We start from the raw sequence: 25007 nt of genomic DNA on the forward strand, positions 1-25007 counted from the left end.
GGGGGACTATGCTCCGCAGGGGGTCTTGCGATCAACAGACTGCTTGCGGGCGCTGCGCCCCGCACCCAACCCAAGGGTGGGTTGCTCCGCAGGGGGTCTTGCGATCAACAGACTGCTTGCGGGCGCTGCGCCCCGCACCCAGCCCAAGGGTGGGTTGCTCCGCAGGGGGTCTTGCGATCAACAGACTGCTTGCGGGCGCTGCGCCCCGCACCCCGCCCAAGGGGGGCTGCTCCGCAGGGGTTTGTGGGGGACAACAGACTGCTTGCGGGCGCTGCGCCCCGCACCCCGCCCAGGGGGCGCTGCCCCCTGGACCCCCGCGAAGGGGCGTTGCCCCTTTCGAAACCCCAAGTTTGGCGCGGTGCTGGCGTTTTTAGGTGGTGGCGCATGCCTCGTGGCGATAGCCATGGCGGGCGGCGTGTTTCAGCTTTCTGCTTTCAGCTTTCAGCTTTCCCTCTTGCTGTTAGCTATGGCGGGCAGCAATTTGCGCGCACGACACGCTTAATCACTTGGCCGAGTTTCTGCTTCTGGCGGCTCTTCACGCTTATCTGCACTAGCTACAGTCTCAACACCTTCAGCACTAGGGGTTTTCTTCCGGCCAAAGCGCTCGCGGTATTTGTCCAGGACGAAGGGTTTATAACCCTGGAAGTCGAGAACTAGGGCTGTTCCGACCGCCAGCATCACGCCGAGCATCCCCGAAGCCAGCAGTGGCAACAACAATGAACGGCCATTGGGCCGCTCTGGGGTTACGCCGGTCGTCGCCAGGCGCACTTCGCTGCTGCCTGCTGCGCGGGCGAGGCGTAGCTCGGTCAGTTTATTGTTGACCGAGTTCAGCGCCTCACGGGCTAGATTGCGCTCGTTGGTCAGACGCTCACCGCGGGAACGCTCGAGTTCGAGTTGGGCCCGCAACTGGCGCGCATCGTTCTCCATGCCTGCGATGAATTCGCGCAGCGCCAGCGCTTCTGCTGAGATGTCGCTCGGTTCACCCTCTGCTTCGGCAATGACAAAAGGCAACTCACTCGCCGTCTCCTCGCCCAGACGCTTGATGAGGTCATCCAGTTCAGCAATCAAGGGGAAGTCGGGCATCCGCAATTCGCCTTGTGGAGCCTGCAGTCCCAGGGCTGACGGAGGGGCCGACAGTTCGTCACGCAGTTCGAGTGCCGCCACCGCGAGCGGTCCGTTCAGATCAACTGTGGCACCCAGATTAGTATAGCCTTCGCCACTCAGCAACTCGTCACTCAACTCGTCAATCAATGCTGTTGTCTCTTCAATGCTCTGCTCGAGGCTGCTAATCAGCGAGTCGACTTCGGACAGCAGAGCTGTCCGGTTGACTGGTTGGGCACCACCCGCCGGGAACTCCAGGGCTGGCACTTCACCTGCCAGGGCGCGCAGGTTAAAAATCTGCACGGTCAGGCCGCTGCTAATCAGGGTATTTGTATCAGCACTGACGATCTGATTGCGCAACACCTGGGCATTGTTGAGGAACGTCTCGTGCCGGGTCAGGCGGCTATAGGCAGTCTCGTAGTCTTGCAGTTTGCGTTTGGCCTGTTCGTCAAAGATCGCGGCCTCACTGTTGTAGAGCGCACTCAGGTAGGCCGAGAACCTCGCTCGCCGACTGGCCTGCTCTTTCTCGTACGCCACCCGCGCATTCGAAATCTGCTCACCGAGGTAAGCCTGGAAGAGTTGCGTACGCGCATCAATGCTCTGATCGACCAGACGGATCAACGTATCAGTGCTCGTTCGCCGCAACTGGGCAATCAGCACATCAGTCTCGCCAATCTGGCGCTGGATGCGCGAACTGGTATCCTGAGCGATAAAGGTCTCGAGGGCACGCTGGGTACGATCATACTCAACCTGCGCCAACTGCTGCTCTTCCTGCAATGAGGCAATGATGCCATCTGGTACCTGACCATACACGCCGTTGGCCGTCCGCACAAAAACTTCTGCCCACGCATTAGCAACGGCCGCTGACTTGACCGGATCGTCGGTTGTAGCGGTGATCACGAGCAAATCACTAGTCTGGCGACTACCTTCTGTGCCGAACTCAACCGTCATCGCACGGGCAAGGCTGACCGGATCGGGCTGATTTTCTTCAAACAGATCGCCCAGTTGTTCAATGACCTCCGCTCCAATTGACGGACTCTGCGCCATGCCCAGCAGCGCATTACGCCGAGCATTTTGTGTGTCATTAGACGGTACTCCCTCAACACTCAGCGGATCATTCTGGACGGTGAAGCGTGCGTCAAAGCTGACATCACTCGTTGTCCGTACGATCACCACCTGGGCTGAGGAGCTATAGGTTCGACTGAACATGCGGTTGAGGTAAGCAGCGCCCACAACGACGAAGACAATGACGCCAATGATCAGCAACTCTTCGCGCCACCAGCGCAACAGAGGCATCAGGTAGGGCCGAAGGTCAATCTCAATATCGTCAAAGTCCGGCCGGGCTGCCGACGGGGTTGGTGTTTCTTGCATAGGTTTCGTTTTGTCCCTGAGGGTTCACATACGGACAGTATTTGGGTAGCTTTTGGCAGACTGTAGCCGGGGCATTATACAATAGGTTGAGGTTGGTGCAACAAGAGGAAGCGACGAGACCACATCACAGCGCCGATGCAATATCACGAATCGTCTCTTCGAGGGTGATCGTGGGTGTCCAGCCGAGCAGGCGATGGATGCGGGTGGTGTCGGGGACGCGCCGGTGCATATCTTCAAAGCCGGGGGCATAGGCTTCGGCGTAGGGGACATAGGCAAGCTCGGCGCTGCTGCCGGTCAGGGTTTTGATGAGTTGAGCCAGGGCTGTGATCGTGATTTCGCGGGTATTGCCCAGGTTAAAGACGCGCTCGGGGCCAACTGAGTGGTGGTCGGCCAGCGCGGCAACGGCACGCACAATGTCGCGCACATCGCAAAAACAGCGCGCCTGCTGCCCGTCACCATAGATCGTCAATGGTTCGTTGGCGAGCGCCTGGCGGACAAAACGGGGCACGACCATGCCATACCGGCCACTCTGGCGGGGGCCAATCGTATTGAAGAAGCGCATCACCAGCGCGTCCAGGCCGAACTCGCGGTGATAGGCAAGGGCCAGAAACTCATCGAGCATCTTGCTCGCCGCATAGCTCCAGCGGCTCTTGCTCGTCGCCCCCAGCAGAATATCGTCTTCCTCGGCAAAAGGCACCCGCGTCGCCTTGCCATAGACCTCCGAGGTACTCGCCACCAGCACCCGCGAGCCATACCTGAGCGCCGCCCGCAGCACCGTCTCGGTACCACGCACATTGGTCTCAATCGTATGCACCGGGCGCTCAACGACCAGTTGCACCCCAACGGCGGCGGCGAGATGAATAATCACCTGTGCCTCTGACGCCAGTCGATCGAGCACGACCAGATCATTGACATCAGCCCTGGCGAAACGAAAATGCTCGTTGGGCAAGAGATGGGCAATATTCGCCATCGCCCCCGTCGAGAGATTATCAATTGCCAGCACGCGCTGCCCCTGCGCCAGCAAATACTCAGCCAGATGTGAGCCAATGAAGCCGGCCCCGCCGGTGATCAGGTAGGTTTGCATATTGTGTGTTGAGGGCTGTGCCCTAAAAACCTTTGCTTATGCTGGCGAAAACGGCCAGCAAAGCTGGCCGTTTTCGCCAGCATAAGCAAGCTTTGCAACCATTAACGCAGCGTCCGGCGTGTGTCAACGATGACACGGGCGGTGGCGTGGATCGTTGGCCAGTCGTAGGTGCTGTGGTCGGTGACGATGATGGCGCAGTCGGCGTCGGCGAGGGCTGCGTGCAGGTTGGGCACGCTGGTCATCGTGATGCCGTCGTGGTCAACGTCGGGCACATAGGGGTCGTGGTAGGTGACGCTGGCCCCTTTGTCTTGCAGCAGGTGGATGATGTCGAGCGCGGGCGATTCGCGCATGTCGCTGACATCTTTTTTGTAGGCAATGCCAACCACCAGCACGTTGCTGCCCTTGAGCGACTTGCTGGCCTCGTTGAGCGCGTCCTGCACTTTTTGCACCCAATAGCGTGGCATGCCGGTATTGATTTCGCTTGCCAATTCAATAAAGCGTGCGGTGTAATCAAGCGTACGCAGTTTCCACGAAAGGTAGAGGGGGTCAATGGGAATGCAGTGCCCCCCGAGGCCGGGGCCGGGGGTGAATTTCATAAAGCCGAAGGGCTTGCTTGCCGCGGCTTCGATCACTTCCCACGCATCAAGGCCAAGCTTTTCGCACATCAAGAGCACTTCGTTGACCAGACCGATATTGACCGAGCGGAAGGTATTTTCGAGCAACTTGGTCATCTCGGCGGCGGCGGGCGACGAGACTGGCACCACCGTCTCAATCGCAACGCCATAGAGCGCCTGGCCTGCCTCAAGACAGGCGGGCGTCTGGCCGCCCATCACCTTCGGCGTATTCCTGGTTGTCCAGTCGGTACGACCCGGATCGACGCGCTCAGGCGAAAAGCAGAGGAAGAAATCCTCGCCGACGCGCAGTCCATCCTGATGGTCACTCAAACGGGGCAGAATCACCTCACTCGTTGTCCCAGGGTAGGTCGTACTCTCAAGCACCACCAGCATCCCGCGGTGCAGATAGCGGGCAATCTGCTCGGTCGCATCAACAATATACGAAATATCGGGATCACCCGTCTTGCGCAGCGGCGTCGGCACACAGATGCTCACCGCATCGCACTCGGCCAGCACTGCCACATCAGTAGTCGCCCGCAGGCGGCCAGCCTGCACCAGCGGGGCCAGCCTTGAGGTAGGGACATCCTCAATATAGGACTCACCGGCGTTCAGCAACTCCACCTTGCGCGGATCAAGATCGATCCCGACGACGGTCAAGCCCGCCTCGGCAAACACCACCGCCAGGGGCAGACCAACATAACCAAGGCCGATGATGGCAACGCTGACGTCGCGACGATGAACACGTTCGAGGAAGGCTTGCAAGAGAATGGTTTGTGAAGTCATACAATGAAAATCCTACAACGGCCTGATCTGATTCACTTTGAGCTCAACGCGGATCTGGCGATCGCCAAGCAGATCAATTAAGACGCGCACGCGTTCGCTATCGCGGAGGCGGGCGTCAAAGATCGCCTCGTACTGGGCAAACGGGCCGTGTTCAATGACAACGCGGTCGCCGGGGCGCAACTGAAAAAAGGTCTCGCCGCCAGCGGCGTTGATTTCAGTGAGGCGTTGATCAATCAGTTGGAGCAACGCATCATCAACGACCGCTGGCTCGCCGCCAAAACTGACGAGGCCAACGGCAAAGGGCAGATAGCGAAAGACCGACGGGCCAAACTCACCGAGATCAGCCTTGACAAAGACATACGAGGGAAAGAAGGGGCGGATCGTGCGCGAACGCGGATTCACCGGCTTTACCACCAGGTGCGGGTAAAAGACCGGCACGCCCCGCTGCTCAAGCTGCTCGGTGATCAGCGCCTCTTTGCGGGCCTTTGTCTGCAATGCGTACCAGTGTGCTGCCATAGACCTCTTGCCACCTACACCCCGCCACACGCCAACTCAGTGTCATCGTTCGGATGACCCTCTTCAGGTAGCGCGTGGTTGACCCGCCGATTCCACGACTGGATCAGCGTCACCATCAAATCGTCCACCGTCGTACACCGGACTGGGGGGGCTTTCCCTTCGGGATCAACTAGCCACAATACAAACTGTGGCCCCCCGGTCTCCTCATCTTCCGAGCTCTGCATGAGCAACAGCCAGCGCAACTGTGCCATGAGTTATCCCTTGCGTAGTTTTGGTTTATAGGGTTGCGGCGCGCAAGCGCGCCGCAACCCTATGCATAGTTACCTTGCGGCGCTTGCGCCGCAACCCTATGCATAGGTACGGGTGCGGCGTAAAAGCTTCCCAGAAGCTTTTAGTATCTGGGCACGCTCCGCCATTTCGACATCGCCCTACGATGCCGAGACAAGCGCTATCCTAGCAAGAGACCGTCACGTTACCTGGCAATTCCCTGACAACCGTGGGGACATAACCACCGTCTGAACACCTACCGTCCGCCAACCCGTGCGCTCGCTTTGAGGTCACCGCCTCGCGTCACAACCACAATGCCCTCTTCACGCAACAGCGCGAGGTCACGTTTGATCGTGCGCACATTGACCTCCAGGACACGCGCAAGCTCCTCAAGGGTCGCAAAACATCCTTGAGCGATGGCCTCACCAGAGAGGCGGAGCAGGCAGGTATGGCGGCGGGCAATGCGGTCAACAGGATCATCCGGGGCCTCAATTGTCCAGACGACCGGGTGCAACTCATCAGGTTGCAGGGGGCGTCCGGTTGGTGCATGTCGTAGGGGGAGCCAGGCGAGACAGCGCGGGCGCTGGACAACCGGCTGGCAAGCTAGCTCCAGGTCAAATGGTTGCAGAGCAAGCAATGTACGACGTACCTCAGGCTCTTTATTATACCCCAATTCAGTAAGCAATGTGTCAAGAGCATGGGCACGCACGGTTGCTGCCTCGGTGGGGGCGTGGCACGCGGCGAGCACGCCAGCGATCCGCCAGCGGGTCATTGCCGGGGACCAGTGCGGGAGGCTCGGCTCAACGAGGTTGGCCGCAGCGCGGGCATAGGCAAGGGCGCGGTCAGGCTCACCTGCTGCGGCATAGACTTCGGCAGCCAGCACGATGCCCTCAACTGGCAGCGGCGGGATACCAGATGCATCAAGCGGCAGCAAGGTCGCATAGGCTTCGCATGTCTGGCCCAGCCCCAACTGTGCCGCCGCGACCAGGGTCTCCTGAAATGCCGCACCAGGCAAGCTAGCCAGGCGACGGGTCAACGCAACCCCCTCGCGGGCCAGCGCGAGCGCCTGCTCATACTCGTGCAACGCCAGGAGGTTCAGGGTCATACTGGCAAGCAACAGCTTGAGCGGGGCAAGCAAGCCGGCCTCGCGTACCAACGGCAACGTCGTCGCCCCAAGCAAACGGCTCTCTTCAAACGCCCCAACCAGGGCAAGCGTATGCACAAGCCGGGCCCGCACCTCCAACTCAACGCGCTGATCGTCAGCCAGTTGCGCCTGGAAGAGCACCGCACGCAACAGCGCCAGCCCCTCGCCATACCGGCGCTGGCTCAGACAAACCAATGCCTCCACCAGCAACGCCCGCGACGCCAGCAGTGGTATCGTCGCCAGCGCAGCAGCATCAACCAGGTGCGCCATCACCGCAGCCGCCTCTTCAACCCGGCTTGCCGCAAGCAAAGCGGCAACGAGGTTCAAGCGCGCTTCGGTCAAGCTCGTGGATTGAGCATGGAGGCCATTGTTGGAACGCACGCTGGCCCCGCATCCAACCTCCATCGCCGCAAGCTCAACAGCCCGCTGCGCATAGCGCACGCCCTCATCATACGCCTCACTGATCGCCAACACCTCCGCCAGCGCCAGTGACGCCTGCGCCTCAAGCCGCGTCAACCCGGCGCAACGCGCCTGGGCCAACGCCTCACGGAGCACCCGCTCGCCCTCCGCAGGATCAACCAGCGTCCCGCGGGCCAACCCGACGCAGATCAACGCCTCGATCTGCCAATCCTCCCGCCCGGCAGCCTGTACCTCTTCAAGGAGCAGGTCTGGTGCCGAAGCACCCCTCGACGTGAAGGTGGGATACGCTCTTGGGGCGAGGCCCCCCACCCCCAACCCCTCCCCCACGAGGGGGGCGGGGAGTGAGGACAGCGCCGCCGCACGCGGCGGCTCCCCGCCTCTCTCACCAGGAGAGAGGCGGGGCAGGGGGGGAGAAGGGGAAAAAGCCATCAAGCGCGCCACGTCCCAGCGTCGGGCATGGCCGACGGGGAGGTTCAGCGCTTGCACGGCGGCGCTGGCAAAGCCAAGGCTGCGTTGGGCCAGGGGCAACGACCCGGTGGCAAGGGCGGCATACGTTGCATCGAGGGCCTCGTCGAGCACGGCATCCCACAGGTGGCCTAGGGCGCTATGGGTAAGTCGCTCGAAGCGCAGCGCCACCGGACGATCCAGCGCAGGGCCAAGCGCCGTGGCGAGTTGGGCGTGCAAGGTACGCCGCGCTTCAGGGTCCAGGCGCTCAAGCAGATACACCCCGAGGTCAGGGTGGACCAGACGCAGATACTGGCCCCGTTCGATCAGCACCCCGGCGATCAGCAGGTCAGACAGCAGGGCCACCCGCTGCCCCGGCTCAGGCCAGAGCGCCTCGATCAGGTTCTCATCGGCAGGGCGCCCAAGCAGCGCAAAGGTACACGCCATCATCCATGCCGCAGGCGCAAGCCGTGCGACTTGCCAGCGCATCAACGCGGGCATCGTTGTGGGGAGGGGAAAATCCGGCCTGATGAGGCCCCATCCCGTCGGTGGGTCATACCAGAGCACCTGATGTTCATAGAGAACGTGGATCAGGCCCAGGAGCAACCCGGGATGACCACCACTGCTCGTGAGCAAGCGGTCGCGCAATGCAGGGGCAATGCGGCCACCTACGGCAGCCTGGGCCAGGCGCATCGTCGCCTGGGGGTCAAGCGGCTCAAGGGCCAGCAGGCGCAGGGGCAAAAGGATCGGTCGGCGCATCGTCGCCACAGGGAAACTCGCCTCACCGGGGGGCGCCGTCAAGACCACGCAGAGGGCTCGTGGGCCGGCGAGCAAGCGGATCACGAGTTGTCGCAGCGCCTGATGATCACCAGGAAAATCATCGATCACGAGCAGCAAGGCACCCTGTGCAGCCACGTGATCGAGCAACGCGACCAGGGCCTGCAGCGGATCAAAACGAAAGCCCTGCGCACGACGCAGCGGCTGCGGCACACGCTCGGGCAGCATCTCGCGCAGACGGGGCATCTGGCGACAGAGCAGATGCCACTGCTGGTCATCAAGACGCGCACAGGCGGCCCGCAGATAGACACGAGCCGTACGGCCAGCGCCGAGCACCCCATCTTCAAAGAGTTCCCAGATATCGTGCGCTCCCGTACGAGGCGTCAACCAGAGGACAGTCCACGAAGCGCGCAGGCGCACCTGGGCGGCAAACTCCTGCACCAGACGCGTCTTGCCTAGCCCACTCGCACCCTCGATCAACACCGCCGCAGGGCGGCGAACCAGCGCCTGCTGCCACGCCTCAGACAACCCCTCAAGTTCACGCACCCGCCCGATCAAAGGCAACGCCGCTGCGAGGCCACTCTCGACCTCAACCGGCAACGCCAGCGGCAACATCGGCAGTTCAGCAAGGGGAGCTATCGGGGCGGAGGCCACGGGCGGAGGCGTCCGTGCCAGCAAGCGAGCCAATTCATCCAGCGCAGGCCAGGTATGCTGTTGCCACTCGGCACGCAGCATCGAGCGGGCCTGACTCACCTGATCCAGGGCAGCCTCGTGCTCACCGAGGTCAAACAACGCCTGCACCGCCGCAACGTGGGCCTGCTCCTCCCACGGCTCCTCTATCACCCAGCGGCGAGCGGTGCGCAGCAAAAGCATCGCCGAACCACTGGCACGAGCGAGCGTCACCAGACGATGGAGCACCTCGAGGTAACGGACTTGCGTCACACTCGCCTCGTGGGCAGCCCAGGCATCAGCGAGCGAACCAAGGAACGGCCCCGTATAGAGCGTCATCGCATGCTCAAGCTCGGCCTGGGTCGCATCGGGGCGGCTCTGGTGCATAAAGGCATGGTAATCGCTGAGCACCACCAGGTGCGGATCAAGGCCGAGGTGGTACTCGGAAGTGACGAGGATCGGACCAAGGGCTTGCCGAAGGTAATGCCTTGCCGAGCGCAGGCGGCGCTGAACATGCGCCGGTTCCAGCGTCGGAAAGAGATCGTCACCGAGTAATGTCAGAGGGATCGGGGAAGGGAACGCACAGACGAGACGCGCCAGCAGAACCTTCGCCATACGGGTCGGCACCTGAACCAACTCACCATCGAGTTCAACCCGCCACTGTCCAAACATCCACAGACGCAACGTATTATGCATAGAAGAAGGAGGAAGGAGGAAACAGGGTGAGCGTATCAGAACGCCCTATACACCCCTATCGTCGCCATAAAGCTTCCCGGAAGCTTTATGCTACAATAGACGCGAGGCATTATACCAGAAAATCGTACCCTGCTTCACAAAGTGTGAACAAACTCACCCGTTTTCTCCGCAGCTTTTCCATATCTTAAGTAAAAGTTAAGTAATCTGGGAATCCGAGGGAATCTATGATGAAACATACGTACATAAGCGTCATAGCATTGTTCACACTGCTCGCGCTGTTTGGGGCAATGCCAGCGCAGGCGCAGCAACGCGAACGCTGTTTCGCCGCGACGGGCTATTGCATTACCGGGCCGATTCAGCGTTTCTGGGAACAACATGGTGGCCTGGCGGTCTTTGGGTACCCGCTGACGCCATTGCAAACCGAGGTGATCGAGGGGCGGCGCGTGCAAGTGCAATGGTTCGAGCGGCACCGGCTCGAACTGCACCCCGAGCTTGCCTGGCCCTACACCGTGCAACTAGGCCGCCTGGGCATTGAACGGCTCGCCCGTGACGGGCGCAGCCCGGTGCTACCGGTCGCGGGGCAAGCAGCGGCGGGTTGCCGCTTCTTTGGCGACACAGGGCTCAACGTATGCGGCGACATCCTGCGCGCCTGGTCAGCGAACGGCATCGAAAACGACGGGCGCGCCGGGTACAGCGTCGCCGAAAGCCTGGCGCTCTGGGGGTTGCCAATTACCGAAGCCCGCCCGGAGACCTTGGCCGACGGACGCGAATACATCGTGCAATGGTTCGAACGAGCACGGCTCGAAATCCACCCCGAGCAACCGGCACAGTTTCGGGTGCTAGGCGGTCTACTGGGGGCCGAACTAAAACCGCAGGCCCAAGCTGCACCGCGGGCCGTACGCGCCGTACCGCAGCGGATCGTCGCCCCAGCGCAAGGCATCGATAGCCCCATCGTCTCAGTTGGCCTTGATCCCCAGGGCGTGCCCGTCGTACCCAGGCACGACGTCGGCTGGTACAACCTCAGCGCCACCCCCGGCGAAGGCGAAAACATCGTGCTCTGGGGACACGTCCTGCGCTTCCGGGACACACCATCAATTCCGGCCCCCTTCGCCCGCATCAAAGACCTCGTGCCAGGGGACATCATCACCTTGCACACCAGCACCGGCCAGCGCTTCGACTACATTGTCAGCCGCCAGATCTGGGTCAAACCGGAAGAAGTGCAGTACATCCTGCCGCAACAACAAGAACTGCTGACCCTCGTCTCGTGTATCGGCGACCAGGTGATCGTCCAGAACGAAGTGGTAGACATGACCCACCGCCTCATCACCATCGCCAGACCTGTGACGGGGAGATAAGCAGCGTGCCAACAAAACTAGTACTTTGGTAACCGTACTAGCTTAGTACCAAAGGGCTAATCCGAAATAGTACTTTTTCCACTAACCTTTTCTGACACGAATGGGTATCTTTACGACTATTCAATGTCGAATTATATGGTAAGTCTGGCGCACGCGTGAACGCACAAACATGCATCGCGGCAGCGTGTTGTTATGTGTGCATCAGGATCTTCCAAAGCTCACAACGAAGGGGAAGCATACAGAGGAGTATCAGCATATAAGTCATACGTACAAGAACAAGGAGTGGGTGTATGGAAGATCAGAGGCTACTAGTGGTGGAGGACGAGCCAGTCACGCGCATGATGCTTGATGCACAGTTGCGCACAGCTGGCTTTCTGGTTACAACAGTTGAGAGTGCAGAAGCAGCGCTCGGGTTACTCCATCACGAGCGTTTCCCCCTGATGATCACCGATCTTCTGTTGCTCCAGATGGACGGTTTAACCCTTCTGCGCGAGGCCAAAGCCCTGGATCCAGATCTCGAAGTGATCGTATTGACCGGAGCCGCCAGCCTTGAGACAGCGATCGCGGCAGTCAACCTAGGGGCGGCCGGGTATCTGCGCAAGCCAGCGAGCATGCATGACCTGATTACACATGTAAAAGTGGTTATTGCGAAGCGCCGTCTACGGCTCGATCACCTAAAAGCCCTGCGACAACTTGGTACTCAGTTATTGCATCTGGCCGATCCTGCTGAGACATCCTATGCGGCTACGCCCCCCGAACAGCGTTTGCGTGTTGGCCGCCTCGAAATTGACCCTCTCCGTCGCCGTGTTGTAGTTGATCAGCATCCTGTACGTCTTTCGCATGGCGAATTCGATCTAATCCTCTACCTCGCTCGGCACAGCAACTGCGTGGTGTCGGTTGAAAAGATCGCTCGCGAAGTCCTGGCTTACCATGGCTGTACCACCGACGAGGCACGGCAAATCGTCAAAGCGCTAGTCTATCGCGTCCGTCGTAAAGTAGAACCCGATCCGGAGCTCCCCTGTCTGCTCATCTCGGTTCGTGGTGCGGGCTATATGCTGACCTCTGATGACCCAGATTCCTTCTGATGGGTTGGGGCACGGCGGTGCCGTGCCCCGACCAACAGTAACAAACCCTTCACTATAGGTACAACTCTCTCATCTGTACCAGGAACGACCTCAGGCTATCATGGATCTTGGCACCCCTTCTGGCAGCCTCATCTTGCGGTGCAATGCGCACTGAGCCGGGGTGAACCCTAGTTTGGATGGATACGTCCCTATGCAACAACAGATTGTGGTGATTGGTAGCGGCTTTGGCGGTTTGAGCGCAGCCATCAGGCTTGCCGCTAAAGGCCATCAGGTAACCCTTCTTGAAAAGCGTGATAAGCCCGGCGGGCGGGCCTATGTTTACAAGACCCAGGGCTTTACCTTTGACAGCGGGCCAACGGTAATTACGGCCCCGTTTATGTTCGATGATATCTGGCAGGCGGCGGGCAAACGTCGCGAAGATTATTTCGAACTTCAGCCCTGCAAGCCCTACTATCGCCTCTTTGATGCCAAAGGCCGCCATTTTGAGTATGGCGATGATCCGGCGGCAATCCTGGAGGAGATCCGGCGCTGGAACCCTGGTGATGTCCAGGGCTACAAAAAGTTTATGGCTTCGACCCGGGCGATCTTCGAGAAGGGTTTTGTCGAACTCGCCGATCAGCCGTTCCTCCACTTTACCGATATGATGCGCGTGGCGCCCGATCTTATTCGGATGCAGTCGTACCTGAGTACCTATCGCTATGTCTCGCGCTTTATCAAGCACGACTTCCTCCGCCGCTGTTTCTCGTTCCACCCGCTCTTTATCGGGGGCAATCCATTCGATTCATCGTCGATCTATGCGATGGTTCACTACCTCGAACGCGAGTGGGGGGTTCACCATGCGATGGGTGGCACGGGGACGATTGTCGCGGCGATGGCAAAGTTGTTCAAGGAGATCGGGGGCAAGCTCGAACTCAATGCCGAGGCAAGCGAGATCATGGTAGAGAATGGGCGCACTGTTGGGGTGCGGCTGGTGGATGGGCGGATCTTCAAGGCCGATACAGTGGTCTCGAATGCCGATGTGCCGTACACCTATCAGAAGCTGATCGCCCCCGAGCACCGGAAGTTCAACACGGATCGCCGCTTGCTCAGCAAGAAGTATAGTATGTCGCTGGTGGTGATCTATCTGGGGCTGAATCGTCGCTACGACGATCACGGTCTGGTGCAACATAACATTATCTTTGGCAAGCGCTACAAGGGCCTGCTCAACGATATCTTCAACCGCAAGCACCTCAGCCGCGACTTCTCGCTCTATCTCCACCGCTCTTCGCACGCCGACCCGAGCATGGCCCCAGCAGGCGGCGAGGCAGTCTATGTGCTGTCGCCGGTGCCACACCTCGGGGCACGCACCGATTGGTCGAAGGCGGCCAAAGGCTACCGGAACACGATCATCAATTTCCTCGAAGAGAACTATATGCCCGAACTCAGCAAGCATATCGTCGTCGAGCATATGGTTGACCCGCGTTATTATCGCGACGCACTCAACACCCACCTTGGCTCAGGCTTCTCGATGCAGCCGCTGCTCACCCAGTCGGCCTGGTTCCGCCCGCACAACCGCTCGGAGGACATCCCGAACCTCTACTTTGTTGGTGCGGGCACTCATCCCGGGGCCGGCCTGCCCGGGGTGCTTTCGTCGGCGATCATTGCGGAACGCTTGATCGGCGAAGCGTAAATTGAGGGATGGATGTGCGTGCCAACTGCGTTGGCATGCACATCCATCTCTGAGAGTGTAAAGTAATGTATGCGTAAATTCTATCTCCTGCTCCTCCTCGTTCTGCTCCTCATTGCACCACTGCTTTCCCTCCCTCGACCTACCACCGCCCAGGGCTTGCCCTGGCAAGATAAGAGCACGCCCTTTGGCGTGGTGGCCGCGTTGGGCAACCGGGTGCGTAGCGATGAGATCCCTGCTGCGGTTGCGCTCATGCGCGAGGCCGGGGTACAGTGGCAACGCGAGGAAATCTTCTGGCACGAGGTGCAGAAAGAGCCCGGTGGCCCCTATCGCTGGGACGGCAATGAGCAGGGGATGTACAATTACGATCTGGCCATCAGCGCGCAGCGACGGGCCGGCATCAACATTCTCGGGTTGCTCACCTACAATCCCGCCTGGTTCAAAGGGAAGAATCCCACCCCCGAGGAATGGATTACCGACTGGGGCGATTATGTCTACCAGACCGTCGCCCGTTATGGCCGGGAACGCAACCAGATCACCTACTGGGAACTCTGGAACGAACCGAATCTCGCCGCCTCCGGCTACGAGAGCGGGCTTTATACGGTCGCCGATTTTGTGCGCATTCTGGAGGTCGGGCGAGCGGCGGCGCTGGCAGCGGATCCACGCGCAAAGATCGTGATGGGTGGGCTGTCGAGCATCTGGAGTGTGCCGCCCTCTGAGCATTACTACGACTATTTTGACTATCTCGACCGTGTGGGTCAGCTTGGTGGGTGGAAGCATGTCGACATTATCGCGATCCACCCGTATCGACCCGATGCACCGGAGGGCGACGCATGGCGGCGCGATCAATCGCTGACCTTCGGCCAAGAGATGCAACGGCTCGACGCCATTCTGCGCACCTACGGGGCTAAACCGGTCTGGTTGACCGAGTGGGGTTGGACAACGACGCGCAGTTGGCAAGGCGTTGACGAGGATACACAGGCGTTTTTTTTGGTGCGATCGTACCTGCATGCCATTGCCCATCCAAGCATCGAAAAGGTCTTCTGGTACGATTTCCGCAACGACACCCAGCCCGAAGCGCCGTATGATCGTCCGGTCTACGACGAGGATGAAGCCGAATTCCACTACGGCCTGCTCCGTCGCAGCTATCCACTCGATCCCAATCGAGCCGATCTGCGCAAACCAGCCTTTGTCGCATACCGGACGATGACCGAAATGCTGGGCGGGCTGAGTCTGCGGGAAGTGATCCGGCATGGCGACGAGGGGATCTACTGGCACCGTTACAGCGGCAACGGGCGACGGGTGGATGTCATCTGGCGTACCGGCAATAGCATTCCAGCACTCGAGGTCGCGTGTGGATGTCGCCAGGCGCTCGTACGAAGTTGGAACGGCCAGGTGCAACACATTCTCACCAGCAGTGCGGGAATGCTCACCCTGCATCCTGACGCCCTGGGAGCGCCACTTTATGTCGAGTACGACCAACCACCGCGGCATCCTGGCATCTTCGAGGCAACAGGACACAGCCTTGGGGGGGCCTTCCGCACCTTCTGGGAGCGGCGGGGCGGCTTAGCGCGATTCGGCTACCCGTTGACGGAAGAAGTGATCGAACCAGAACCGGGCACCGGACGACCGCGGATCGTTCAGTATTTCGAGCGCGCCCGGTTCGAATACTTCCCCGAGCTACGGGGGAGCGCGTACGAAGTGCAACTAGCGCGCCTCGGCGACACCGCGCTGCAACGCCAGGGCCTCGACTGGCGCAGCCTACCAAGCACTGAGAATCCCGACCCAGGCTGCCAATGGTTTCCCGAAACGGGCAAACAGCTCTGCCCGCCGTTCCTGGAAGCGTGGCAACAGGCAGGCGGGCTTGATCTCGCGGGGCTCCCGCTGACCGATGCCTTCTTTGCCACCGGCGCGACCGGGGGAACCTACCGAATTCAATACTTCGAGCGCGCGCGTATCGAACACCACCCGGCCAATGCAGGAACACCGTACGAAATGCAATTTGGCTTGCTCGGGCGGGAACAATTTATTCGGTACGATCGGATGCCATAAGGGGCACGGGCGGCGCCGTACGGGCACGGCGCCGCCGTGCCCCAACACGGAAGGGCACGGGCAAGCCGTGCCCCTACCACGCGCCCCCGTGCCCCACCTCGCCCGTGTCCCACCAACGCAGGGCACGGGCAAGCCGTGCCCCTACCACGCGCCCCCGTGCCCCACCACGCCCGTGTGCCACCACGCCCGTGCCCCACCAACGCAGGGCACGGGCAAGCCGTGCCCCACCACGCCCGTGCCCCACCTCGCCCGTGTGCCACCAACGCAGGGCACGGGCAAGCCGTGCCCCTACCACGCGCCCCCGTGCCCCACCTCGCCCGTGTGCCACCAACGCAGGGCACGGGCAAGCCGTGCCCCTACCACGCGCCCCCGTGCCCCACCTCGCCCGTGTGCCACCAACGCAGGGCACGGGCAAGCCGTGCCCCTACCACGCGCCCCCGTGCCCCACCTCGCCCGTGTGCCACCAACGCAGGGCACGGGCAAGCCGTGCCCCTACCACGCGCCCCCGTGCCCCACCACGCCCGTGCCCCACCAACGCAGGGCACGGGCAAGCCGTGCCCCTACAGCGAAACGCGGATCTCTTCTAATACGAGGATTGTCACGGCATGCAATTGCTCGATCCTGGCGAGGTGCCCTTGGATATCGTTGATTGCGTCGGCGCGGGCCTCTTCTTCCAGGATGCGCGATGCTTCTGCCAGGGGTTCGGCACCGACCAGTTTGCTGGTTGATTTCAATGTATGGGCCGCTCGGCGAATGCGGGCCAGATCGTCATCGACAATCGCCTGGCGCAACTGTGCGATCAGGCTGCTCGCTTCCGACGTGAAGAGCGTGATGAACTGGACGATCATGGCAGGGTCACTGCCACCCTGAATAGTGCCGAGCAGTTCGAGCGTTGCGCGGTTGATATAGACCGAGGCCGATGGCATGTCAGGAACTGGCGCGACCACCGGCTCGGCAACTGGCTCATACGAGGAGCCCGCCAGGGACGCATACGAGGAGTCACCCAGTGACGCATACGAGGAGTCACCCAGTGACGCATACGAGGAGTCACTGTCAGGATCAGGCAAGAGTTGCCAGTCGCTCTCTGGTGCCGCAACGGGGCCAGGGTCAGGATGAACTTCGGGGGCATGCAGCGCTTCGTGCCGCATCAGGGCGGCATCGAGCGCTTCGATCCGTACTGGCTTGCTAATGTAGTCGTCCATGCCAACCGAGAGGCAAAGCTCGCGGTCGCCACTCATCGCATTCGCGGTCATGGCAATGATATATGGGCGCTGCGAGGGTTCCATCCGGCTGACAATGCGTTTCGTTGTCTCGATTCCGTCGAGCTCGGGCATTTGCAGGTCCATCAAGACCACATCGTAGGGCTGGCGCTCGAGCGCATCGAGGGCCTCGAGGCCATTAGCAGCTAGGTCGGCATGGTAGCCGAGGCGCTCAAGCATGCGCACAGCCACCAGTTGGTTGACGGCATTATCTTCGACCAACAGCAACCGGACACGGGCACGTACCTGCTGCCTGGGAACTTCAAGCGCATCAAGCTCGTGGGTCTGCTCCTGGGGTGACACCAGACCCAGAGCTTCAAGCAAGGTACGATGCAGGGCGGCCCGTTTGATCGGGCGACGCAAGAAGAGATATGTATGCTGCGTTGGCAAGGCCTGCGCGCCAGGGGCAACCATCAGGATCAAAGCCGTCTTGGATGCTTCTAGATGGTGACAGAGCTTTTGGAGCACCCTGGTACGCTCAGGTTCTTCACAGATAGTTCCAATCAGGGCGACATCAACGGGATGCCCCTCGACCAGCCAGGTGTGGACTTCTGACACGGAAGCGAGAGGGTGCGCAACCACACCCCAGTGCTCGCAGTGGTGCATCAGCATCTGGCGGGCCGCCGGATTGCGTTCGACAATCAGCGCCTCACGCCCAAAGAGACTCGGCCCATCCTGGTCAAGCTCAGCCTGACGCGCATCACGCACAAGCGGGAGCGTAACGGTAAACCAGAAGGTACTACCAACCCCAACCTCGCTCGACACCCCAATCTGGCCCTGCATCAATTCACAGAGCCGTTTGGAGATCGCGAGCCCGAGGCCCGTGCCACCATAGCGCCGGGTCGTACTGGCATCAGCCTGGATGAACGCCTGGAAGAGCCGGTCAATCGTCTCGGGAGGAATGCCGATGCCGGTATCCTGGATCTCAAACGTCAACTGCATCTCGGTTGGCGTCGGTTGAGACCAGTCACCTGACCAATCAATGGTGTTCGGCAAGTGTTCGGCAGCGCGCACCGTCAGGGTAACATCACCTTGCGCCGTAAACTTGACCGCATTGCCAAGCAGATTCAGAAGGATTTGGCGAATCCGGGCAATATCGCCCAACAGCATCCGTGGCACACCTGGTTGGATCAGGCAGGTAAGATCGAGTTTCTTGGTCGCAGCGGTGGCCGCAACCATATCAAGCACCGTTTCGACACACTCTTCGAGATCAAACGGCATCTGTTCGAGTTCAAGCTTGCCCGACTCGATCTTGGAAAAGTCAAGGATATCGTTGATCAAACTGAGCAACGTTTCGCCGCCGTTGCGGATCGTCGTCACATATTCACGCTGCGCCTCGTTGAGTGGGGTCGAAGCGAGCATGCCAGCCATCCCGATCACCGCATTCAGCGGCGTCCGGATCTCGTGGCTCATATTGGTGAGGAACTCGCTGCGAGCCTGCGCGGCAGCCTCAGCGGCCTCTTTAAGTTGCAGGTTGGTCAGGGCCTGGCCCACGGCGGTGGCGACCCGCTCGGCCAGCGCAATCTCATCGGCATTGAAGACCCGTGTCTGGGGCGAAGAGAGCCCGATCGTCCCAATGACCATGTCGTTAATCAAGACCGGCACAATCAGCAACGAAACCTTGCGGCGCAACTTTGCGCCATTGGCATTGGGTTCACGTTGGGAACTGAGATAGATGTCAGCAATCGCAACCGTCTCGCGGCGAGCGATCAGATCCTGGGTCAAGAGATTGCCCCGAATCGGAATCACCGAACCAATCACCGAAGGCCCGGTCTCATCACGATACTCGGCCACCACCGTCTGCGCCGTCCGGTCTTCATTCAACAGGGCGCAGAGCGCCTGGGGGACATCGAAGGCATTGGCAAGATCGACACAGATGCGTTGGAGCGCCTGCCGCATATCGGGGGCCGTCGCGATCACACTCATCATCCGGTTGAGCAACAAGGTTTCGCGTACAACACGCTGCTGATCACCGCGGAAGCGGGTACGCTCAATCGCCTTGCCCACATCGTCGCAGAGCGTATTCAGAAAGCGGAGATCGCTCTCGGTCAAGGTATCAGCCTCGTGGCGCACCACCGCAAGCACCCCAACGAGCCGATCAATCCCCCTGATCGGCAGTACCGCCAGCGAGAGTGGATCAGGGGAAGGAGCCGCACGCCATTGACAGGCATCAGGAATCAGCAACGGCTCGCCAGTGCGCACCACCGCTCCAATCGGACTCTCGGCGAGGCTATCGTCCCAGCAACTCACATCGGCCCCGAGACGATGTTCGACGGCGAGAGTCTGAGCCTGATGCATATAGAGCGCCACCCCATCAAAACCTCCGACCTCAAAGACCGTGGCGGCAAAGGTCTGAAGGATCGCATCAAGGCCATCAGCGACACCGATGCGCGTACGTGCACGAGTTAGACGATTCTGATCCTCTTTGTTCCGTCTAACCCGTGCGTCTAGTTGTTCATAGCGCTGTTCAAGCACCTCAAGCTTACGGTGCAGGCGGTGAACGCGCCCACGGGGAACACGGAAAACAACCTTGGAAGACTCTGACATAAGACGGCTCCGTAGCACAGCCAGACCTCAGGCTTTTGCCCCCTGCCGCTGAAGTTGGCGCTGATGAACACGTTTATGGGCGGGCGAACCAGTCGCCGCCGGGCGATGACGGTCAGCTTCGGTACTCAAATGAAAAGCCCAGTCTTCGAGCAGAATACCGAGCGGCTTGGTCGGCATTTCGAGAACTGGAGGCGCACCGCGGTTGAGGGCACTCACAAAGAGATCGTGGGCAAAGGGGATGGCCGTATCAAGATTGCGCCCGAGCGTCTTCTCGATATCTTTGCGCGGCAAGCCCCCCCGCTCAAAGGTCACATTGATCAGCAATTTAATCTTTTCGGGACCATAGCCCAACTGGGCAAACACATCCATTGCGCAGGTTGCGGCCACAACCGAACCAATTTCGGGGGCAATGAGCAGAATAATCTCATCCGCCGCATCAAGCGCCGCAAGCGAAGGCTCGCTAAAACTATGGGGCATATCGAGCACGACATAGTTGTAACAAGAGCGCAGCACCTTCAGCACCCGCGAGACGAGTTCGCCATTGATTGGCTCATTATCCTCGGGACGAGGGGCCGAAGGCAACACCCGCAGACCGCACGCATGACTCAGCATCATATGATCGAGCGTATCGGCGTCAATTTCTTCACTATTCTTCGTAGCAAGATCGCCCCAACTATAACGCAACGGTAGGTTCAACATCAAGCCACTATGCCCACCCGTAAAGACCATATCAACGAGGGCCACGCCCCCATTCCAGAGTTGCGCCAGGCCCGCCGAGAGATTCACGGCCAGCGTCGAGACCCCCACGCCACCGCGGAGGGAGAAGAACGCGATCACCTTGCCACTCGACTGCTCTTGCGGTTGAATGCTGATCACGGAGCGGCGCAGAAGCGCCCGTGCCCGCGCAAGCAACTCCTCGGTCTCAAACGGCTTGCCCATATAATCATCGGCACCCGCCTCAAGACCCTGGATCTTCTCGTGCAACGACGTGTTCGCCGTCAACATCATCACCGGAAGCGTCGCGAGGGCAGACGAGCGACGAATACGCCGACAGACTTCGTAGCCATCCATCCCTGGCATTTCGACATCGAGAATGATCAAATCAGGGCGAATTGACTCAGCCAGACGCAGGCCCTCACGGCCATCCGGGGCCAGGATGACCTCAAAACCACCCGACACCAGAGCCAACTCAATGGTCTTGAGGTTCATCATACTATCATCAACCACCAGGATGCGCTGTGCCATGCTCCACTCCCCAGATCTTTGTGTATCCTAGCTATACTGTAGCATATCGCTATTACCACTTTGTGATCTACTCAGGAAGCTTTCTTTCGCTTGACAAAACGCCCGCGACGCGGGCGTTTTGTCAAGCGATGCAAGCGCCAGCCTTGCACAAGCACAGACCGCAGGCCCAACCACGCGCCGCAGGCAAAACCCTTGACAACCATCCACCAGAGGCTATAATCGAAGTATTAGAATACCCCCGCCGCACGCCTGACGCATATCTTCCCCTCGCAGGAGTCACCCTATGTTGCCACGGCTTACCCGATCGTTTCTTGTTGTCTGTTTGCTCAGCATATGTGCCGGTGTAGCCGTCGGGATGTTTGCCCTGCCCACGGCAGGACGCGCCCAGGAAGATGTGCTCTATTTTGCGGCTACCGGGCACCGCTTGAGCAATGCGTATGGGTTTCTGAACCACTGGCGCAGCAGCAATGGCCCGCAAACCCTCGGTGCCCCGCTGACCGAGCCCTTCGAGCAGCATGGGCTGATGGTGCAATACTTTGAGTATGGACGGCTCGAACATCATCCTGCGTATGAGGGTGCCATCCTGCGCGGTCGGCTCGGGGCCGAGTATGCCGAAGCTTTGTGGAAAGAGTTTGCGCCCCCTGACCCGGTCGTGCTTGGGCATCGCGAGGCTCGTCTCTTTCCCGAGACTGGATATGCCGTTGGCGATTCCTTTTTGTCTTTCTGGGAGACCATGGGCGGGCTGGATGTTTTTGGCCTGCCGATCAGCAACCCGGCCTGGGAATATATTGGCACGCAGATGGCGATGGTGCAGTACTTTGAACGAGCCCGCCTCGAAGCTTACCCTGGAGCCAGTGAAGCGGGAACGTTGATCCAGATCGGGAGCCTTGGGCGCGACCTGGCGCTCTTGCGTGGCCTTCCGACGGCAGCGGTCGATCCGGCGGGGGCAAGCGTCGTTGATCACTACGGCCAGCCACTGCCGATCCCAACACCGCTGCCGCCAACAGCGGTTCCACCGACGGCTATCCCGCCGACAGCCATACCCGCACCCGCAGCCCCAGCACCCGCGAGCGCCCCGGCCCCTACCGCCGTCCCGGCCCCCGCGGCGCCGGCGCCAGCCCCGCGTGGCGGCAAAGCGATCATTGTTGACCTGAGTGACCAGTGGCTCTATGCCTACGAAGGCGACCGGATGGTCTTCGATGCCCCGGTCTCCACCGGACGCGACGGCTTCAATACGCCAGTTGGACGCTATGCGATCTACGCGAAAGTCCGGTCACAAACCATGTCTGGCTGCATTGCCGGCGAATGCTGGAACGTCCCGAATGTCCCACACGCCATGTACATCGTCGGCGACGTGGCGCTGCACGGCACCTACTGGCACAACCAGTTTGGCACCGGCGTACGGCGGAGTCACGGCTGCATCAACCTGCCGCTCAACGCAGCCGCCTGGGTCTACGAATGGGCCCCCACCGGCACCCCCGTCACCGTCCGTTGGTAAGGAAGCGCGCATAGTGACGCACACGGCAAGCTTCGCTTGCCGTGTGCGTCACTATGCGCGAGATACGAAAAGAGCATCCTATGAACCATCAAAACTTTGTCACTACCACCCGCGGCCTGCGCCGTGACAGCCCACCGATGCGCCTCTTTGAAAAAGCGAAACGGCTGGGCATCTGGAACCCGAGTACGCTTGATCTGACCCGCGATGCCGCTGATTGGCAAAGGCTGAGCGCCCCCGAGCAGGATCTCTTGCTGCGTCTGACGGCGCTCTTCCAGGCGGGCGAAGAGGCGGTGACCCTCGATCTTTTGCCGCTGATCCAGATCATCGCCCGCGAAGGCCGGGTCGAAGAAGAGCTCTTTTTGACCACGTTTCTCTTTGAAGAGGCCAAACATACCGACTTCTTTGCCCGTTTTCTCGACGAGGTTGCGCAGAGTGACCACGATCTGAGCCGCTATCACTCACCGAGTTACCGCGCCCTGGTCTACGAAGCCTTGCCTACGGCGATGGGACGGCTCAATGACGATCCCTCGCCCTTTGCGCAGGCCGACGCCTCGTTGACCTACAACATGATTGTCGAAGGCGTGCTGGCCGAGACAGGGTACCACGCCTACTTCACGATGCTCGAAGCCAACGACCTAATGCCAGGCACGCGCCAGGGCATCTATCTGTTGAAGCAGGACGAATCACGCCACATCGCCTACGGCGTCTACCTGCTCTCACGGCTGATTGCGGCCAACAACGAGATCTGGCCCTACATCGAAGCGCGGATGAACGACCTGGTGATGTATGCCATGGGCGTCATTGACGAAATCTTTTCGAGCTACGAAACGATGCCCTTTGGCCTAGAGCTGGACACCTTCAGCACCTACGCACTGGGCCAATTCCAAAAACGCCTTGATCGCGTCGAAGCCGCCTGTGGCAAAAGCCTCGCCGACATCGAACAGATCGCCGAACGCTACATCGCCGACGACGATGGGTAAGTGGGGGCCTGCGGCCCCCACGTAAAAGGGGTATGCTGGCGAACGATGCCAGCACAACCCTGGGTTTTTAGGGCGCCAGCCCTAAACAAAACGATACCCCACCCCCCATTCGGTCTGCAGGCGTTCGGCGAGTTCAGGGTCAAGCGTGGCGAGGCGGGTACGGAGGCGCCGGATATGCACGTCAACGGTGCGCGTATCAAAAAAAGCCCCCTGCCCCCAGACCTGGCGCAAGAGGGCCTCGCGGGTAAAGACCTGGCCGGGATGCCGGAAGAGCAACTCAAACAGCGCAAATTCGCGGGGGCGCAAAACAAGGTGCTGGTCGTGCAGCGCAATGCTCCGCCGCACCGGATCGAGGCTGAGCTCAGTGCGTGCGGCGGGTGCAGCGGGTTGCTCGGCGACCTGGGCCCGCAGCGCGGCGACCGCTGCCATCCGCCGAAAGAGCACGCGCACACGGGCGACCAGTTCACGCAACGAAAAGGGCTTGACCATATAGTCATCAGCCCCAAGTTCGAGGCCAACGACCCGGTCGATCTCGTCGCCACGCGCCGTCAGAATGATCACGGGCGCATCAATCAGGCGGGTCCGCAACTGGCGCAACAATTCGAATCCATCCATACCAGGCAAGCCCAGATCAATCACAAAGAGCTCGGGCGTCACCGTGTCAAGCAGATGCAACGCCACTTCACCGGAAGCCGCCGTAGTCACGGCAAAACCCTCGGCTTCGAAGCGCTCACGGATCGCGGTGACAAGCGCGGCTTCATCTTCCACCAGCATGATCTGTTGCATAAAAGAATCAATGTTTGCCAAGTTCGCCGTGCTGCCAGCGGATATTGCCACGCAGCAGCAAATTGGACGAACGGAGCTTGTAAGCCAGATCAGCCGCAATATTGCGCATCACCAGATAGCCAATCCGTGGATTGCGCTCGCAGATCCCGGCAAAATCATGCTCGGTCAGCACCAACAGGGTCGTTGCCTCAACACAGGTCACCGTAGCCGAACGGTTCGCACCACCAAGCAACACCATCTCACCAAAACTCTGCCCGGTATAGAGCATATTGATCGTATTGGGCGTCACAGAACCATCTGGCTGACGCGTCGTCAGCGCCACCCTGACGCAACCAGCGAGGATGATCATCATCTCATCGCCAGCATCACCCTCGCGAAAAACATCGGCACCATCAGCCAACCGACGCATTTTGCACACAGCAGCAACATGAAGCAACTCAACATCAGTGAGCCCTTGAAAAATCTCGATCCGCCGGAGGTGATCAAGCACACTCTGACCTGTACTCATGTCCCGTACCTCCTCGCCACATTGCTGCGTTGTGGAAATTCAGTATACCACAAGGATCTTGTTGTTCTCTGAGGGGCACGGCGGCGCCGTGCCCCGACCGGGCGCCGTGCCCCTCCTGGGATGGCACCACACACTGGGCG

General features: G+C 60.3%; 16 protein-coding genes. 6 read left to right on the forward strand and 10 right to left on the reverse strand.

Annotation, left to right across the window (positions count from 1 at the left end; genetic code table 11):
• Positions 1 to 498: 498 nt before the first annotated feature.
• From A9Q02_RS05615 to A9Q02_RS05640, 6 genes are all read right to left on the reverse strand, one after another.
• The gene (locus tag A9Q02_RS05615; RefSeq protein WP_097651376.1) at positions 499 to 2472 is read right to left on the reverse strand and encodes a hypothetical protein; all 1974 of its coding nucleotides are present in this window, start codon (positions 2470 to 2472) and stop codon (positions 499 to 501) included.
• A 124-nt stretch (positions 2473 to 2596) separates the two neighbouring features.
• On the reverse strand, positions 2597 to 3556 hold the full coding sequence (locus tag A9Q02_RS05620; protein ID WP_097651377.1) for a GDP-mannose 4,6-dehydratase: 960 nt from the start codon (positions 3554 to 3556) through the stop codon (positions 2597 to 2599).
• A gap of 101 nt (positions 3557 to 3657) precedes the next feature.
• On the reverse strand, positions 3658 to 4953 hold the full coding sequence (locus A9Q02_RS05625; protein WP_097651378.1) for a nucleotide sugar dehydrogenase: 1296 nt from the start codon (positions 4951 to 4953) through the stop codon (positions 3658 to 3660).
• A 12-nt stretch (positions 4954 to 4965) separates the two neighbouring features.
• On the reverse strand, positions 4966 to 5469 hold the full coding sequence (gene nusG / locus A9Q02_RS05630) for a transcription termination/antitermination protein NusG (protein WP_097651379.1): 504 nt from the start codon (positions 5467 to 5469) through the stop codon (positions 4966 to 4968).
• A 14-nt stretch (positions 5470 to 5483) separates the two neighbouring features.
• Positions 5484 to 5720, reverse strand: a complete 237-nt coding sequence (locus A9Q02_RS05635) for a hypothetical protein (protein ID WP_097651380.1) — start codon at positions 5718 to 5720, stop codon at positions 5484 to 5486.
• A gap of 272 nt (positions 5721 to 5992) precedes the next feature.
• Positions 5993 to 9862 carry a BTAD domain-containing putative transcriptional regulator gene (locus tag A9Q02_RS05640; protein WP_172450677.1) on the reverse strand — a complete coding sequence of 1290 codons (3870 nt, stop codon included), beginning with the start codon at positions 9860 to 9862 and terminating at the stop codon, positions 5993 to 5995.
• A gap of 248 nt (positions 9863 to 10110) precedes the next feature.
• On the opposite strand from A9Q02_RS05640, the gene A9Q02_RS05645 reads away from it, so the two are divergent.
• The 4 genes from A9Q02_RS05645 (at position 10111) to A9Q02_RS05660 (ending at position 16044) form a co-directional block, all read left to right on the forward strand.
• Complete coding sequence (locus A9Q02_RS05645) at positions 10111 to 11241, forward strand: sortase (RefSeq protein ID WP_245860376.1); 1131 nt, start codon at positions 10111 to 10113, stop codon at positions 11239 to 11241.
• Between the two features lie 290 nt (positions 11242 to 11531).
• Positions 11532 to 12326: a response regulator transcription factor gene (locus A9Q02_RS05650; RefSeq protein WP_097651383.1), complete on the forward strand. Its 795-nt coding sequence runs from the start codon at positions 11532 to 11534 to the stop codon at positions 12324 to 12326.
• 190 nt (positions 12327 to 12516) lie between these two features.
• Positions 12517 to 13995: a phytoene desaturase gene (locus A9Q02_RS05655; protein ID WP_097651384.1), complete on the forward strand. Its 1479-nt coding sequence runs from the start codon at positions 12517 to 12519 to the stop codon at positions 13993 to 13995.
• Positions 13996 to 14064: 69 nt separating this feature from the next.
• Entirely contained in the window at positions 14065 to 16044 is a 1980-nt protein-coding gene (locus tag A9Q02_RS05660) for a glycosyl hydrolase (RefSeq protein WP_097651385.1), read from the forward strand.
• 560 nt (positions 16045 to 16604) lie between these two features.
• Here the strand turns inward: A9Q02_RS05660 and A9Q02_RS05665 are convergent.
• On the reverse strand, positions 16605 to 19850 hold the full coding sequence (locus tag A9Q02_RS05665) for an ATP-binding protein (protein ID WP_097651386.1): 3246 nt from the start codon (positions 19848 to 19850) through the stop codon (positions 16605 to 16607).
• Positions 19851 to 19877: 27 nt separating this feature from the next.
• Positions 19878 to 21095 carry a CpaE/TadZ family protein gene (locus A9Q02_RS05670; protein ID WP_097651387.1) on the reverse strand — a complete coding sequence of 406 codons (1218 nt, stop codon included), beginning with the start codon at positions 21093 to 21095 and terminating at the stop codon, positions 19878 to 19880.
• Positions 21096 to 21378: 283 nt separating this feature from the next.
• Here A9Q02_RS05670 and A9Q02_RS05675 point away from each other — a divergent pair, with 283 nt between their 5' ends.
• Positions 21379 to 22593: a L,D-transpeptidase gene (locus A9Q02_RS05675; protein ID WP_097651388.1), complete on the forward strand. Its 1215-nt coding sequence runs from the start codon at positions 21379 to 21381 to the stop codon at positions 22591 to 22593.
• Between the two features lie 53 nt (positions 22594 to 22646).
• Positions 22647 to 23573 (forward strand): R2-like ligand-binding oxidase, encoded by a 927-nt coding sequence (locus A9Q02_RS05680; protein ID WP_097651389.1) that lies wholly within the window; start codon positions 22647 to 22649, stop codon positions 23571 to 23573.
• An 81-nt stretch (positions 23574 to 23654) separates the two neighbouring features.
• Here A9Q02_RS05680 and A9Q02_RS05685 read toward each other — a convergent pair whose 3' ends face one another.
• The gene (locus A9Q02_RS05685; protein WP_097651390.1) at positions 23655 to 24359 is read right to left on the reverse strand and encodes a response regulator transcription factor; all 705 of its coding nucleotides are present in this window, start codon (positions 24357 to 24359) and stop codon (positions 23655 to 23657) included.
• A 7-nt stretch (positions 24360 to 24366) separates the two neighbouring features.
• The gene (locus A9Q02_RS05690) at positions 24367 to 24867 is read right to left on the reverse strand and encodes a Crp/Fnr family transcriptional regulator (RefSeq protein ID WP_097651391.1); all 501 of its coding nucleotides are present in this window, start codon (positions 24865 to 24867) and stop codon (positions 24367 to 24369) included.
• Between the last annotated feature and the right edge of the window lie 140 nt (positions 24868 to 25007).

Source organism: Candidatus Chloroploca asiatica, assembly GCF_002532075.1.
In the GTDB taxonomy this organism is placed as follows: Bacteria; Chloroflexota; Chloroflexia; order Chloroflexales; family Chloroflexaceae; genus Chloroploca; species Chloroploca asiatica.